Origin of the sequence: Bradyrhizobium ottawaense (genome assembly GCF_900099825.1) — a bacterium.
GTDB lineage: Bacteria > Pseudomonadota > Alphaproteobacteria > Rhizobiales > Xanthobacteraceae > Bradyrhizobium > Bradyrhizobium ottawaense_A.
This window is the reverse complement of sequence record NZ_LT629693.1, coordinates 1,490,579-1,505,560: the sequence shown is the minus strand read 5'-3', so window position 1 is coordinate 1,505,560 and position 14,982 is coordinate 1,490,579. Positions and strand designations below refer to the sequence as shown.

The 14,982-nt window shown below is 64.5% G+C and carries 12 protein-coding genes; 8 read left to right on the top strand and 4 right to left on the bottom strand.

Going from position 1 to position 14,982, the window contains the following annotated elements:
* Window positions 1-9: 9 nt before the first annotated feature.
* Together BLR13_RS07080 and BLR13_RS07075 are read right to left on the bottom strand one after the other, a co-directional pair.
* A complete protein-coding gene (locus BLR13_RS07080; protein WP_074825993.1) occupies window positions 10-3,558 on the bottom strand; it encodes a molybdopterin cofactor-binding domain-containing protein in 3,549 nt (1,182 codons plus the stop codon).
* Window positions 3,558-4,040, bottom strand: coding sequence for a (2Fe-2S)-binding protein (locus tag BLR13_RS07075; RefSeq protein WP_074825995.1), 483 nt, complete (start codon window positions 4,038-4,040; stop codon window positions 3,558-3,560). Before BLR13_RS07075 ends, BLR13_RS07080 begins: the two co-directional genes overlap by 1 nt.
* Window positions 4,041-4,330: 290 nt before the next feature.
* Here BLR13_RS07075 and BLR13_RS07070 point away from each other — a divergent pair, with 290 nt between their 5' ends.
* The 8 genes from BLR13_RS07070 (at window position 4,331) to BLR13_RS07035 (ending at window position 12,691) form a co-directional block, all read left to right on the top strand.
* Window positions 4,331-5,779, top strand: a complete 1,449-nt coding sequence (locus tag BLR13_RS07070; protein ID WP_074831816.1) for a 6-hydroxynicotinate reductase — start codon at window positions 4,331-4,333, stop codon at window positions 5,777-5,779.
* Window positions 5,776-6,684: a UPF0280 family protein gene (locus BLR13_RS07065; RefSeq protein WP_074825999.1), complete on the top strand. Its 909-nt coding sequence runs from the start codon at window positions 5,776-5,778 to the stop codon at window positions 6,682-6,684. The genes BLR13_RS07070 and BLR13_RS07065 overlap by 4 nt, the downstream gene beginning before the upstream one ends.
* 19 nt (window positions 6,685-6,703) lie before the next feature.
* Window positions 6,704-7,288 (top strand): amino acid synthesis family protein, encoded by a 585-nt coding sequence (locus BLR13_RS07060; protein WP_074826004.1) that lies wholly within the window; start codon window positions 6,704-6,706, stop codon window positions 7,286-7,288.
* Between the two features lie 26 nt (window positions 7,289-7,314).
* A complete protein-coding gene (locus tag BLR13_RS07055) occupies window positions 7,315-8,517 on the top strand; it encodes an ABC transporter substrate-binding protein (RefSeq protein WP_074826007.1) in 1,203 nt (400 codons plus the stop codon).
* A 311-nt stretch (window positions 8,518-8,828) separates the two neighbouring features.
* Window positions 8,829-10,715 carry an ABC transporter permease gene (locus BLR13_RS07050; RefSeq protein ID WP_074826009.1) on the top strand — a complete coding sequence of 629 codons (1,887 nt, stop codon included), beginning with the start codon at window positions 8,829-8,831 and terminating at the stop codon, window positions 10,713-10,715.
* Window positions 10,712-11,503 (top strand): ABC transporter ATP-binding protein, encoded by a 792-nt coding sequence (locus BLR13_RS07045; protein WP_074826012.1) that lies wholly within the window; start codon window positions 10,712-10,714, stop codon window positions 11,501-11,503. The genes BLR13_RS07050 and BLR13_RS07045 overlap by 4 nt, the downstream gene beginning before the upstream one ends.
* Entirely contained in the window at window positions 11,500-12,204 is a 705-nt protein-coding gene (locus BLR13_RS07040) for an ABC transporter ATP-binding protein (protein WP_074826015.1), read from the top strand. The genes BLR13_RS07045 and BLR13_RS07040 overlap by 4 nt, the downstream gene beginning before the upstream one ends.
* 31 nt (window positions 12,205-12,235) lie before the next feature.
* Window positions 12,236-12,691, top strand: a complete 456-nt coding sequence (locus tag BLR13_RS07035) for a MarR family winged helix-turn-helix transcriptional regulator (RefSeq protein ID WP_074826019.1) — start codon at window positions 12,236-12,238, stop codon at window positions 12,689-12,691.
* Window positions 12,692-12,755: 64 nt separating this feature from the next.
* On the opposite strand, the gene BLR13_RS07030 is transcribed toward BLR13_RS07035, so the two are convergent.
* Both BLR13_RS07030 and BLR13_RS07025 read right to left on the bottom strand, forming a co-directional pair.
* Window positions 12,756-13,424, bottom strand: coding sequence for a hypothetical protein (locus BLR13_RS07030; RefSeq protein ID WP_074831817.1), 669 nt, complete (start codon window positions 13,422-13,424; stop codon window positions 12,756-12,758).
* Between the two features lie 2 nt (window positions 13,425-13,426).
* Window positions 13,427-14,827 carry a selenium-binding protein SBP56-related protein gene (locus BLR13_RS07025; protein ID WP_074826022.1) on the bottom strand — a complete coding sequence of 467 codons (1,401 nt, stop codon included), beginning with the start codon at window positions 14,825-14,827 and terminating at the stop codon, window positions 13,427-13,429.
* Between the last annotated feature and the right edge of the window lie 155 nt (window positions 14,828-14,982).

Below are 14,982 nucleotides of genomic sequence, written 5' to 3'. Positions count from 1 at the left end.
CATGGCAGCTCAGCGCGCAAGTTCCTGCCGAATACGGCCAATCGTCGCGTTAATATCGGTCCAGGCGGGCTTGTCCGGGGCAAATTGCCGCCGCAGGTAGGAGGCCAGTTCGGCGACCTGGCCGTCGGTAAAACTGTCCTTGAAGGCGGGCATATAGCCGAGGTCGGACGAGGCCGGTGCCGCAATGCCGTGGAGAATGACCTGAACCAGGTTGTCCGGATGCGCGCTGTGCAGATTGCTGTTCAGCGCCAGCGACGGCCGGCTGCCGAACAGCGGCGCGCCGCCGACCTCGTGGCATACCGCGCAGGCGCCCTGGTAGAGCCGGGCACCGACGCTGGCCGCCGCCGCTGCGCTCGTGCCGGTCGCGGCTTCGAGTTTGGCGGCGAGGGCATGCTGATCGACGGCAGTCTCGTTGAAGGACGCGAGATAGACCGCCATGGCGCGGATGTCTTGGTCGGGCAACGCGCCCAACTCCTTCACGACCGGCGCCATCGGCCCGGCCGCGACGCCGTGAAAGCGGGATTCGCCCGAGCGCAAATAGGCGAACAGCTCGTCCTCGCTCCATGGGATCGGCGACCGCGACAGCGACGTCAGCGGCGGCGCTTCCCAGCCTTCGGCAAATCCGCCGGCGAGATAGGCGTTCGCCCGTTCCGCCCCCAGCGCGTTGCGCGGCGAATGGCAGGCGCTGCAATGGCCGAGACCTTCGACCAGATAAGCGCCGCGATTCCATGTCTCGGATTTGCTCGCATCAGCCTGGAATACCGCGGGCTTGTGGAACAGCGCGTTCCACCCCGCCAGCAGCGGACGCAGGTTAAACGGGAACGCCAGCGCGTTTGTCCGCGCGTCGGCGCGCACCGGCGACTGCGCCATCAGATAGGCATAGAGCGCCTGCAGATCGGCGTCGCTGGTCCTGGCGAAATGCGTGTAGGGAAAGGCCGGATAGAGATGCCGGCCGTCACGATGGATGCCTTCGCGCATCGCGCGTTCGAAGGCAGGATAGGACCACGCGCCGATGCCGGTTTCGACATCGGGGGTGATGTTGGTCGAATAGATGGTGCCGAACGGCGTCTGCAATGGCCGGCCGCCGACGTTGAGAATGCCGTTCACGGAGGTGTGGCACACGGCGCAATCGCCGAGCGCCGCGAGTTGCTGGCCGCGGGCGATCGTCGCCGCCGAATAGACCGAGGCATCCGGCCGCGCGATCGGCGCGATTGATCGCCACGGCAGCACCGCGGCACCGATACCGACCACGGCGGCGCACAGGGCGGCGGCGGTTGCCAGCACGCCACGCCGGACACCGAACGGATTTTGCCGTAGGCGCGAAGGCGGCGCGGAAGCAGGTGCGGGCAACGCTGCTGATGGCGAGGACTCTTCACCGTGCAATCCCTTCAGGATACGTTCCGGCGTGAACGGCAGTTCGCGAAACCGCACGCCGGTGGCATCGTAGATTGCGTTGGCGATAGCGGCGGCGCTGGGGACGGACGCGGACTCGCCGACGCCGAGCGGCGGCTGGTCCTGCCGCGGCAGCATCAGCACGTCGATCTTCGGTACCTCGGGAAACTTGATGATGGGGTAGGCGCCCCATTCCCGCGCCGTCACCGAAGAGCGGTCGAACGAGACCTCCTCCATCAGCGCGCGGCTGGTCGACTGGATGACGTTGCCATGAATCTGGTGACGAACGCCGTCCGGATTGATCACCAGGCCGGAATCCTGGCCCGCGACGACGCGGGTGACGCTGACGTCGCCGGTCGCCTTGTTGACGGCGACGTCCGCAATCCATGCCGACCACGCCGCGCCGTAGCCTGGAAACTTGCTGTGGACATAAAGCGCGTAGGCGAAGCCGCGCCCGCGCACGATATCGCCCTCGGCTTCCGGCTCCTGCCGCACCGGCCGCGGCTTCCAGCCGGCGCGCTCCGCGACCGCATTGACGAGATCGACCGCGCGAGAATCCTTCAGATAGCGCAGGCGATACTCGATCGGATCGACACCGGCCTCGGACGCGACCTCGTCGATCCAGGATTCATGCGCGAACGTATTTGGCAGCGCCGAGACGCCGCGCAGCCACGAGGCGCGTACGATCGGCGGCATGTCATGCGCCACCACGCGCAGATGGTCGTAATCGTAAGGCGGGATCGCGGTGCGATCGCCCATCTCGAACACGGCGGGCGTATTCGGGACTTCGCCTGTCAGCAGCAACGCCAGCGTCGGCGCGCCATTCGAGGGATAGCGCGTCGCAAAGTCATAACCGGCGACGCTGCCATCGGCGTTCATCCCGCCATTGACATCCATCAACTGCGCCGTGCCCTTGGGCTCCCAGGCGTGCTCCTGTTCACGCGTCAATTGCACGCGGACGGGGCGGCCAACCGCGCGCGACAGCAGCACCGCGTCCGCGGAAACGTCGTCGGCGCAGTTGCGGCCATAGCATCCGGCGGCTTCGAGCCGGATCACCTCGATCTCGGCTTCGCGCCGGTGGATCAGTCGCGCCAGTTCGGTGCGCAGATGGTGCGGATTCTGCGTGCCGGACCAGACCCGCGTCTGGTCGTCCTGATGGTTGGCAACCGCGCAGGACGGTCCGATCGAGGCGTGCATCTGGTACGGCCAGACATAGGTCCGCGGCATGGCCTTGGCGGCGCCTGCGATCGCCGCATCGACGTCGCCCTTGTCGATCAGCGTTCGCGGCTCGGAAGGATTGGCGCGCAGCGCCGTCGGGATGTCGCCGAGATCAGGCAGCGTCGGCGTGGGCTTCCACGTAACCTTCAACTGTGCCGCCGCCTTGATCGCGTTCTCCTCGCGCTCGGCGACGACGCCGACGAAATCGCCGATCCTGACCACAGCGACCAGTCCCGGAATATCGCGTACCGAAGCTTCGTCGACGGCGATCAGGCTGGTGCCGACGAAATCGCCGGCATCGACGCCGGCATAAGGCGGGCGCACGACGCGGCCATGCAGCATGCCGGGCACGCGGACATCGTGAACGTAGACCAGTTCGCCGGTCGCTTTCGCCGGCAGGTCGATGCGCGGCACCGATTGCCCGACGATGGAATAGGCGCCGACGTCCTTGACCGGGACTTCGTCCGATAGTTCGAGGCGGATGGTTTCGCCCGAGATCAGTTCGCCATAGCTGACGCTGCGGTTGTCCTTGCCGCGCACCAATCCGTCTTCGATGGTGAGATCTTCGACCGCAAGCTCCAGCCGCTCCGCCGCGCGTGCCACGAGATACTGCCGTGCCTGCGCCGCGGCCTTGCGCAGCGGCACGGCCGTGATCTGAATGGTTTCACTCGCGATCGTCGCGCCCTGGTTCGGCACGCGCGAGGTATCGCCGAGCACGACCACGACGCGGGCAAAGGACACGTCGAGTTCTTCGGCGACGATCTGCCCGAGCGCGGTACGGATGCCGGTGCCGAGATCGACATGGCCGTTATAGGCGGTGACCGATCCGTCTGATGTGATCCTGATGAAGGTCTCGAACCTGACGGCTTCGACCGGCGAGGCGGGACGAACGACGGTCAGCGTTCCCTGCAACCGTTCACCATGTTCGGGAGAGTCCGGCGCGGCCATCAGCTCTGCGCCTCGACGACATGGCCCGCGGCGCGCATCGCCGCGCGCTTGATTTCGATATGCGCGCCGCAGCGGCAGAGATGATGACGCAGCGCTTCCATCACCTCGGCTTCGGAAGGCCGGGCGCTCCGATTGAGTAGCGCCCTGATGGTGATGATCATGCCGTTCAGGCAATAGCCGCATTGCGCGGCCTGTTCGCTGATGAAGGCCTGCTGCACGGGATCGGGATGTTCGCGCGAGCCGAGCCCTTCGAGCGTCACGATGTCGCGGCCGACACAGCCTTCGATCGGGATGACGCAGGAGCGCGCCGCGACGCCGTCGATCAGCACGGCGCAGGCGCCGCATTCGCCGAGCCCGCAGCCATATTTCGGTCCGTTCAAGGCGAGGTCGTTGCGCAGGACATAAAGCAAGGCGGTGTCGGGCGCGGCATCGACGTCGCAGGTCTTGCCGTTCACGGTCAGGCGCATCTTGCTCTGCGTCATGCTCCTCCAGCCCCTCGCTGCTGCGCTGCAAAATCCCGCGCCTAAGCGAAGGGAAAGATACCGTTTGTGTACAAACGTGCAAGCCGCGCGTTCCCGCGCCGCAGCGCGCTGCCCGCTTTATGAACAAGGGGCGAGGCAAATGAGTTTTTATGCGGCAATCCCGCATTTTCGCTTTTGTTGCCGCTTGACAGGATTTCGGTCCACGCGCAACATCGTTCGTGTACGAACAAATGATCGCATCCGCGACGCCGCGGGCTGCGATCGCGGCCTCCCGAACTGCAGGCTTGTTCATGACCGACGTTTCGACCGCCGCCATCGGCGACAAGATCCGCTGCGATGCCTGTCCGGTGATGTGCTACATCAAGCCGGGTGCGGCGGGCGCGTGCGATCGCTATGCCAATCACGACGGCGAACTGGTGCGGGTCGATCCGCACATCGTGCTGGAGCGAACGGTGTCGCATGGCGGACGGCTGGTGCCGTTCCAGGCCGGCGGCGACTGGGATGGCAAACTGGTTCACGAACCCAGCGTGTTCGTGACCGCGATCGGCGCCGGAACGACCTATCCCGACTACAAGCCGGCGCCCTTCATCGTTTCATCCGAGATCGACGGCGTCGACATGGTCACGGTCGTGACCGAAGGCATTTTCAGCTATTGCGGCCTCAAGGTGAAGATCGATACCGACCGCTATCTCGGCCCCGAGACGGCGACGGTGCGCGCCCAGGGCGAGGCGATCGGCCATGTCACGACAAGCGAATACGGCTCGCAGATGCTGTCGCTCGGCGGCGTGCATCATCTGACCGGCGGCTCCAAGAAGGAAGGCCGCGTCACCTGCGATGCGTTGATGGATCTCTCCAATTGCAAGCCGGTGGAGCTGACCGTCGATGGCGGCGCCACGGTCGTGGTGCAGGCGGGCTGTCCGCCGATCGTGAACGGCGTGCCGGAAGAGCGGATGCGGGTCGGCTGCGGCTCGGCGACGATCGGCATGTTCGCCAAGCAATGGCACGGCAAGGTCGATGAGGTCGTGGTCGTCGATGACCACATCACCGGCGTGCTCTCGGAACACCAGGCCGGCAAACTGCTGGATATTCCCGATACCGGGATCAAGATGAAGGGCCGGCGCTCGACGCCGGGCCGTTACTTCCAGGTCGCCGAACCCGGCACCGGCTGGGGCGGCACCAAAATCTCCGATCCGCTGTCGGTGCTGGGGCCGTTCGATCCCAAGGAGGCGCGGCCGGGGCTCACCATGCTGATGGTCTCGACCACTGGCGAGCACGCGGCCTATTACGAACTCGACGAGGCGTTGCGTCCGGTCGAGAAGCAGATGCCGCTCGATCTGAAACTCTCGGTCGAACGCATTCAGGAGAACTGCGAGCCGGCGCTGTGCACGGTGCTGTTCATGGGCGGCGCCGGCGGCTCGTTGCGGGCCGGCGTCACCGACAATCCGGTGCGGTTGACGCGGTCGGTCAAGGACGCGTTGACGCGGGTCACCAGCGGCGGCGCGCCGGTTTATGTCTGGCCCGGCGGCGGCATCACCTTCATGGTCGATGTCACCCAGATGCCGGCGGGCGCCTTCGGCTATGTGCCGACGCCGGCATTGGTCGCGCCGATCGAATTCACGCTCAAACTGTCCGATTATGCCGCGCTTGGCGGCCATATGGATCACGTGGTTCCATTGACGTCGCTGAGGGACAATACCGAAACCCGGCCGATGCCCTACATTCCAGGACGGCGTGCATGAAACGCCTCCCGCAAATGGCGCTTCTTCCTGACGGCAAGCGGCTGCATTTGCAGGATGGTCCGATCGATCTGGTCATCGAGGCGAAAGGCAGCGACGCGGACGTGCACGCGGCCTATCAGGCCGCGGCATATCGCTTCACCGGTCTGCTCGATGAACTCTGCACGGAACTGGCTGAATTGCGCCAGGCGGCCGATCCGGTTCGTTGCACACTGCAAGGCGTCGTCGCGCGCCGCATGCACATGGCGGTGGCGCCGTTTGTCGCCGATCACTTCATCACGCCGATGGCAGCCGTAGCGGGTTCGGTGGCGGAAGAGATTCTCGGCGCCATGCTCGGCGCGGCGCAGCTCGATCGTGCCTATGTCAACAATGGCGGCGATATCGCCCTGCATCTGGCTGACGGCGAACAATTCACGATCGGCCTGATGGACCGGCCGGACCGGCATGGCCTGCTGCGCGCGATGACCATCGACGCCGACGATCCGGCGCGCGGCGTCGCCACCAGCGGACGCCATGGCCGCAGCTTTTCGCTCGGGATCGCCGACGCCGTCACCGTGCTGGCGCGAACGGCGTCGCAGGCCGATGCCGCCGCTACCATCATCGCCAACGCCGTCGATCTGCCCGGCCACCCCGCTGTTGTCCGTTGCCCCGCGAACGAGTTGCAGCCGGACAGCGATCTCGGCGCGCGCCTTGTCACCCGCGACCTCGGCGCGCTCGGGGAGAACGAAGTCGAGCAGGCGCTGCGGGCAGGGGCCGGCCAGGCGCAGCAGTTGTTCGCGGCCGGATTGATCGAAAGCGCCGCCTTGCGTCTGTTGGGCGAGACGGTTGTAGTGGGAACGACGGGAATTGGGACATGCGCGTTGCCGGCGCTTCATGGACGCGCGATACAGGGTACGGTGCATGTCTGATCGGGAGCGAGGCGAATAAATGAGCGCGATCATTCGCAAAATCGTCACGGTGGTCGAGGAGACCCATCTGGAGATGGGGCAAAAGGTCGCGCCACCGACCCGGCGGGCGGCGGCGATCGCCGTGATCGAAAACCCGTTTGCCGGCCGCTATGTCGAGGACCTCTCGCCCTTGATCGCGATCGGTGAGGAACTCGGCGAGTTGCTGTCGAAAAAGGCGGTGGCGGCGCTCGGGATCGACGGCGCCAAGGCGCACAGCTACGGCAAGGCCGCCGCCGTCGGCGAGAACGGCGAACTCGAACACGCGGCCGCGATCTTGCATCCCAAGATGGGCGCACCGGTGCGCAAGGTGTTGGGCAAGGGAGCAGCGTTGATCCCGTCGTCCAAGAAGCGCAGCGGACCGGGCACGACGCTCGATATCCCGCTCGGCCACAAGGACGCAGCCTTCGTGCGCAGCCATTTCGACGGCATGGAGGTGCAGATCAACGACGCGCCGCGCGCCAACGAGATCATGGTCGCGGTTGCGGTTACCGACAGCGGCAGGCCATTGCCGCGGGTCGGCGGCTTGACGGTTTCTGAAGTCAAAGGCGAAGACGGTCTAAGATAGTTTCTCGGACATTTGGAGGGTTGAGGATGCAACGTAGACATTTGCTCGGCGCGGGATTGGCGATCGCGGTCGCAGGCTTTGCGAACAACGCGATGGCGCAGGCCGAGATCAAGATCGGCGAAATCAACAGCTATTCGCTGTTGCCCGCCTTCACCGAGCCCTATCGCAAGGGCTGGCAGCTCGCGGTCGAGGAAATCAATGCCGCGGGCGGCATTGGCGGCAAGAAGCTCGTCGTCGTCTCCAAGGATGACGGCGGCAAGCCGGCCGACGCCCAGACCGCAGCCAACGAACTGGTGTCGAGCGAGAACGTCGCGATGCTGACCGGCACCTTCCTGTCCAACATCGGTCTCGCCGTCAGCGATTTTGCAAATCAGAAGAAAGTGTTCTTCCTGGCGGCGGAGCCGCTGACCGACGCCGTCACCTGGTCGAAGGGCAACCGCTATACGTTCCGGCTGCGTCCCTCAAACTACATGCAGGCGGCGATGCTGGTGGAGGAGGCGGCAAAACTGCCCGCCAAGCGCTGGGCGACGATCGCGCCGAACTATGAATACGGCCAGTCCGCCGTTGCGGTGTTCAAGAAGCTGATGTCGGAGAAGCGCCCCGATATCGTCTGGGTCGACGAGCAGTGGCCGCCGCAGGGCAAGATCGATGCGGGCCCGGTGGTGCAGGCGGTTGCCGCCGCCAATCCCGAGGCGATCCTCAACGTCACCTTCGGCGCCGATCTCGTCAAGCTGGTGCGTGAAGGCAATACCCGCGGTCTCTTCAAGGACCGCAAGGTTGTTTCGTTCCTGACCGGCGAGCCGGAATATCTCGATCCGCTGAAGGACGAGACGCCGGAAGGCTGGATCGTCACCGGCTATCCCTGGTACGACATCAAGACGCCGGATCACGACAAATTCCTCAAGGCCTATCAGGCCAAGTACAACGACTATCCGCGGCTCGGTTCGATCGTCGGCTACCAGACCATCAAGGCGGCGGCGGCGATTCTCGCCAAGGCCGGCTCGAGCGATCCGGAGAAGCTGATCGCGGCGGCCGAAGGCCTGTCGATGCCGTCGCCGTTCGGTGAGATCACCTTCCGCAAGATCGACCACCAGTCGACGCTTGGCGCCTATGTCGGCAAGACCGCGCAGAAGGACGGCAAGGGTGTGATGGTGGATTCGGTCTATCGCAAGGGCGGCGACTATCTCCCTGGTGACGCCGAAGTCGAAAAGCTTCGCCCGAAGGATTGAGGCAGTCGTGAACTTCTCCCTCGCCCCGCGCTTGCGGGGAGAGGCATAGGCGACCTACGGTCGCCGTCCTTAAGAAGAACGCCGATGCAAAGCATCGGCTACGGTGAGGGGCTCTATCCGCGGGTGCAGGAGAGAGTTGGGTACGCGGAGAGTCCCCCTCACCCGAAATTCAGGCTTCGCTCGAATTTCGACCTCTCCCCGCAAGCGGGGCGAGGTTAGTCAGAAAGACCTCATCCTCATCCTGAGGGGGCGCGAAGCGCCGTCTCGAAGGATGAAGCCACTGCACTGGAATGTGCTCTAGCGGACCACCCATGGCCTTTTATGTCGTTCAGTTCCTGACCGGTCTTGCCAGCGCGGCGTCGCTGTTTCTGGTTGCGTCGGGGCTGTCGATCATTTTTGGCGTCACTCGAATCGTCAACTTCGCCCATGGCGCGTTCTATATGCTCGGCGCCTATGTCGCGTTCACGCTGACCGAGCGGTTTTCCGGCGCGTTCGGCTTCTGGGGCGGCGTTGTCGCCGCGGCGCTGATCGTCGCCGCCCTCGGCGTCCTCGTCGAGATGGTGCTGCTGCGGCGGATCTATCATGCGCCGGAACTGTTCCAGTTGCTGGCGACGTTCGGCCTGACCCTGATGGTCGAAGACCTCGTGGTGCTGATCTGGGGTCCGGACGATCTGCTCGGCCGTCGCGCCCCCGGCTTCAAGGGCGCGATCGATTTCTTCGGCCAGAACATTCCAAGCTACGACCTGTTCCTGATCGTGATCAGTCCGGTCGTGCTCGGTATCCTGTGGCTATTGTTCCAGCGCACCCGCTGGGGCGTGCTGGTGCGCGCGGCGACGCAGGACCGCGACATGGTGGCGGCGCTTGGCGTCAATCAGAAATGGTTGTTCACCAGCGTGTTCGCGCTCGGCGTCTTTCTCGCCAGCCTCGGCGGCGCGCTGCAGATTCCGCGCGATGCCGTACATCACGCACTGGACCTGCGGATCATCGTCGACGTCTTCGTCGTGGTCGTGATCGGCGGGCTCGGCAGCATCATCGGCGCCTTTGTCGCGGCGGTGCTGGTGTCCGAACTGAACGCCTTCGGCATCCTGATTTTCCCGAAGATCTCCATCATCCTGGTGTTTCTGGTGATGGCGGTGGTTCTGATCGTGCGGCCCTGGGGCCTGTTTGGCAAACCGGAAGCCGCGGCGCGGCGTACGCCAGGTCTGACGGTCAATCCGTGGCGGCCGCTGACCTCGGGCGAACGGCTGGCTTCGCTCGCCGCGCTGATCGTGGCGGCGGCGCTGCCGCTTGTGGCCGGCAATTACGCGCTGACGGTCGGAAGCGAAATCGCGATCTTCGTGATCTTCGCCGCCAGTCTCCACTTCCTGATGTCGGTCGGCGGGCTCGCCTCGTTCGGTCATGCCGCCTATTTCGGGCTCGGCGCCTACGGCGTCGCGTTCCTCGCCAAGCTGGCGGGACTGCCGATGATCGTCTCGCTGCTGCTCGGTCCGCTGCTGGGCCTGCTGGGCGCGGCCGTGTTCGGCTTCTTCGCGGTGCAATTGTCCGGCGTCTACTTTGCGATGCTGACATTGGCCTTTGCGCAGATCGTGTGGTCGATCGCGTTCCAGTGGGTTGCGGTCACCGGCGGCGACAACGGCATTCTGGGTGTCTGGCCGGAGAAGTGGGCGGCGAGCCCTGCGAGTTTCTACTGGCTGTCGCTCGGGATCGCAGCACTGGCGGTCGCGGCGCTCAGGGTGATCGTGTTCTCGCCATTCGGCTTTGCGCTGCGCGCGACGCGGGACTCGCCGCTGCGCAGCGAGGCCATCGGCATCAACGGCAAGCGCGTGCAGTGGACCGCCTTCGTGATCGCCGGCACCGTCGCCGGCGTGGCCGGCGCGCTGTTCGCCTATCTCAAGGGCAGCGTGTTCCCGGACAGCCTCGGCATTTCGCTGTCGGTCGATGCGCTTGTCATGGTGCTGCTCGGCGGCGTCGAGACGGTGTCCGGTGCTGTGGTCGGCGCCATCGTCTACAAGGCGCTCAACATCTGGCTGGTCAGCCAGACCGATTTGTCCAAGCTGGTGCTCGGCGGCTTCATCGTGCTGATCGTGGTCGTATTCCCCAAAGGCATCGTCGGCATGCTGGAGACGATCAAAAACCGCCGGCAATCCTCTGCGTCGAAGTCGGCGTTGCTGACATCCCGGATCGAGACCGCCGAATGAGCATGGTCCCCACACTGCTGTCGGTCGAGAACCTGAGCAAGTCCTATGGCGGCGTTCATGCCGTGCGGGGCGTGTCGTTCGAATTGCGCGCCGGCGAAATCCTGGCGCTGATCGGACCGAACGGCGCGGGAAAAAGCACCTGCTTCGATATGCTCAATGGCCAGAACATTCCGGACAGCGGCAAAATCAGGTTGCTCGGTGAGAATACGGCCGGCCGGAAGCCGCGCGCGATCTGGCGGCTCGGCGTCGGCCGCACCTTCCAGATTACGGCGACGTTCCCGACCATGACGGTGCGCGAAAACGTCCAGGTTGCGCTGGTGTCGTATGGCCGGCAATTGTTCAATCTGTGGACGTCGACTGCGGCTTGCGCGCGCGAGGAGGCCGGCCGGCTGCTCGATCTCGTCGGCATGGGCGCCTATGCCGGGCGCCCCTGCGGCGAGCTTGCCTATGGCGATCTCAAGCGTCTGGAGCTTGCGATCGCGCTCGCCAACCAGCCGAAGCTGCTGCTGATGGATGAGCCGACCGCCGGCATGGCGCCGCGCGAACGCATCGAACTGATGCGGCTGACCGCGCGCATCGCCCGCGAACAGTCGATCGGCGTGCTCTTTACCGAGCACGACATGGACGTGGTGTTCGAGCATGCCGACCGCATTCTCGTCTTGAACCGCGGCACGCTGATCGCCGAGGGCTCGCCGGAGGAAGTCCGCGGCAATCCGCAGGTGCGCGCCATCTATCTCGGCGAGGGCTTGGTCTACGATGCGCGCCACCGCGAGGGGGCCGGCGCATGAAACTGTCTGTCGAGGGTCTCAACAGCTTCTACGGCCCGGCGCATATCCTGTTCGATATCGCGCTCGAAGTCGGTGAGGGCGAGGTGGTCGCACTGCTCGGCCGCAACGGCGCCGGCAAGTCGACCACGTTCCGCTCCATCGTTGGACTGGTCCAAAACCGTTCCGGCAAAATCGTGTTCGAGGGCAAGGACGTGTCGACCGAGCCGACCTATGCGATCGTGCGCGGCGGGCTCGGCTATGTGCCGGAGGAGCGGCGGATCTTCACGGATCTCACGGTCGAGGAAAATCTCGAAGTCGGCAAGCAGCCGAAGCGGCCGAACGCGCCATACTGGACCCGCGAAAAGCTGTTCACGCTGTTTCCGAATCTCGGCGAAATGCGCAACCGCCCGGGCGGTCGCATGAGCGGCGGCGAGCAGCAGATGCTGACGATCGCGCGGACGCTGATGGGCAATCCATCATTGGTGCTACTCGATGAGCCCTCGGAAGGCCTGTCGCCAAAAATCGTCGAGCAGATGGTCGATGCGATCCTGGCGATGAAGAAAGAGGGCGTGAGCATCGTGGTGTCCGAACAGAACCTGCATTTCGCGCGGTTGATCTCGGATCGCGCCTACATCATCGAACGCGGCAAGATCTGTTTCGGCGGCACGATGGCCGAACTCGACGCGCGGCCGGATATCCGGGACGCGCATCTGTCATTGTGAGCGGCGGAAAATAGGGAGGCGGGGAGCGCAGATGGGAAGGAGTGTTTTGCCGAAACGGAGCGTCAAGCCGTCGCGGCCGTCCTACATTCTCGACGAGCAGATCGGTTTCATCCTGCGCCAGGTCTGGCAGCGCCATGCCACGATCTTCGCCCGCGAAATCGGCATCAACCTGACGTCGGCGCAGTGGGCGGCGCTGGCGAAGTTGACCGAGACCGGGCCGTGCTCGCAGAACCTGCTGGGGCGGCTGACCGCGATGGACGTCGCCACCATCAAGGGCGTGATCGATCGCCTCACCGCACGTGGCCTGACCGAGACCAGCCCCGACCCCGAGGATGGTCGCCGCCTGCTGGTCAGTCTCACCCGCGCCGGCCAGCAACTGGCCGAAAAGGCCGCGCCGAATGCGCTGGCGATCACCAAGGAAACGCTGGCGCCGCTCGACGCCAAAGAGCGCGAGACGCTGATGGGGCTGTTGAACAAGCTGCGGTGATTCGGCGCGCTTGCCCAATTTGAGTTGGATCGCGGTGGTACGGCGGTGCCGCGCGGCGTTCGCGCTACTCCGTGAGGCCGAGCACCAGTGCGACGGCCCCCACCAGAATGAGGCTAATGGCCCAGGACATATCCAGATTGAACCAGCTCCGCGATATGAATTTGAGACCAAAAAAGCGGTAGACCAGCCATGCCAGGCATCCGCCGGCCGCGATCATGGCGGCGGCGTGGACGACGGAGACCAGCGCGGCCATACCGAGATTGGCATTGATCAGGGTCCCAGCTGCCATGTGGCCTCTGTCGAGGTCGGCTTCCCGGCAGAGGCCGAGATAGATCGGCACCAGCATAAGCCCCGCGCCATGGGCGATTGCCACGGCGAAGGACCAGAGCCCCAGTTGTGTCGGTCGTATCCGCGCCAACGCGCGTGGATGGCGCCGGTAGACGAGGCGGAAGATACCGAATCCGATGACAAGGAGGCTGGCGCCGATCTGTACCTGGCGCTGCCATTCGACGAGGGCGACCAGCAGCGCGAAGGGAAGGATCACCAGCAGCATCGCGAGCAGATGGCCGGCCGCTAGCGCCCCAAGCGCGGCCGGCATGGCCCGCGAACTCCTTTCCATCAATCCAGCCGACACGGCGAGCGGCCACCCCATTCCCGGATTTGCGCCGTGGTAGAGGCCGCTCGCGACGACAGCCAGCCAGAGCCAGGCAGGTGTCCAATCGGCTGCGCTCACATTCAAACCGACGGATAGCAGAACGAATCGGTCGAACAGTCACCGCCGTCGAGCCGGATCTGATGCGCCCGGTAGCCGTCGGGGAAGCTGACCCAATAGTCCTTTGCCAGCTCGAGGCCACCGCCCGGACTGGCATTGGCCATTACCTCGGCGCCGGGTATTCCGCTTGGATAGAACTGGTCGTCCCAGGTCGAGTAGAGTGAGTTGGTCCAGTATACGCGTTTGCCGTCGCGGCTGATCTCCACCATCTGCGGACCGCCTGCAAAGGCCTTGCCGTTCGGATGAGGCGTACGGCGTGCGATGCCGCCGATGTGGACCGATCCGGCAAGCTTGGGCTTTTTGGGATCGCTGACGTCGTATTGACGCATTTCGCCGGTGCCCCAGCAGGACACGTAGAGAAACTTGTCATCCATGGACAGGTCGATATCCGTTACCAGCGGCGGCACGGCCCCAAAGCCCTGCAGGAGCGGCGGCAACTGGTCCTTCGACGCAGGCTCGGGCGGGATCGTCGCCGTCTTCTCGATGTGAAACCTGCCGCCCTCGCGCCACCAGGTCCAGATCGAGCCTTCGAGGTTTGTGGTGTCGACCACGACGCCCAGGAATCCGTACTCGCGAACGGGATCATGCGCCGGACGCACCTCCAGCGCCATTTGATGGTTGGCGCCGAGGTCGATGGTCTGAACATTCCGCCGCGCCCGCAGATCCCAGAAGTGGATCCGATGGCCATATTTGTTTGAGAGAAGATCCTCGGGCACAATTCCGTTCTCGAACTGCGGTGGCAACGCCCACTCGCTGGTCACCATGTAATCGCGTGGCAGGTTCCACCAGAAGTCATAGTGCAGGTTTTGAGAACCGCGATCGATCTCCCACCGTCCGAGGACATCGAATGTCTCGCAGTCCATGATGAAGACGCCGGGCGGTCCATCGGTGCCATCCTTGCCGCCGCCGCCGAGCGTGCTGACGTAAATGCCGTCCGGCCCGCAGTGGATCGTGTGCGGCCGCGAGTACCCGGTCTTCTTGAAGATTTCCTCGGGTTCGATAATTTTGTGAATCTTGGCCAGGGTGGGATCCGGCTTGGTATCGATGACGTAAATCCGGGAGGATCGGATACCGGGGATGATGAGGTAACGGCGTTCCAGGAATGTGTGTGCGGTGAGCGGTGACAAAGACGACGAGCAGGCGTTCCACCCGAAATGGTGAAACTCGTCCCCCTTGTTGGGCATTGTCACGGTGTGGACGACCTGACCGAAGCTCGAAGAGCCAGGCTTGACGTCGATCACGGCGAGCGCGTCGGGCTTTGAAAAGTCTGGGCTAAGCAGCAAGGTGTAGGCGAAACGCTCTGGCGGAGCTTCCATCGCAAGCTTCGGCGATGCGTGAAACGTCGGGTCTGGCCTGATCGTCATCGTACTGCCTCCCTGTTTGCCTTGGTGTGTACCAACCTGGCTCAGCGGCATGCAGCAGAACTAACCCGGCTCGTTGATTCCTCTTGCGAGCGCCGCCGGCTGGGTTCGCTTGTAGTGACCATACACCCCCATGCTGTCCGATGAAAGAAACCATG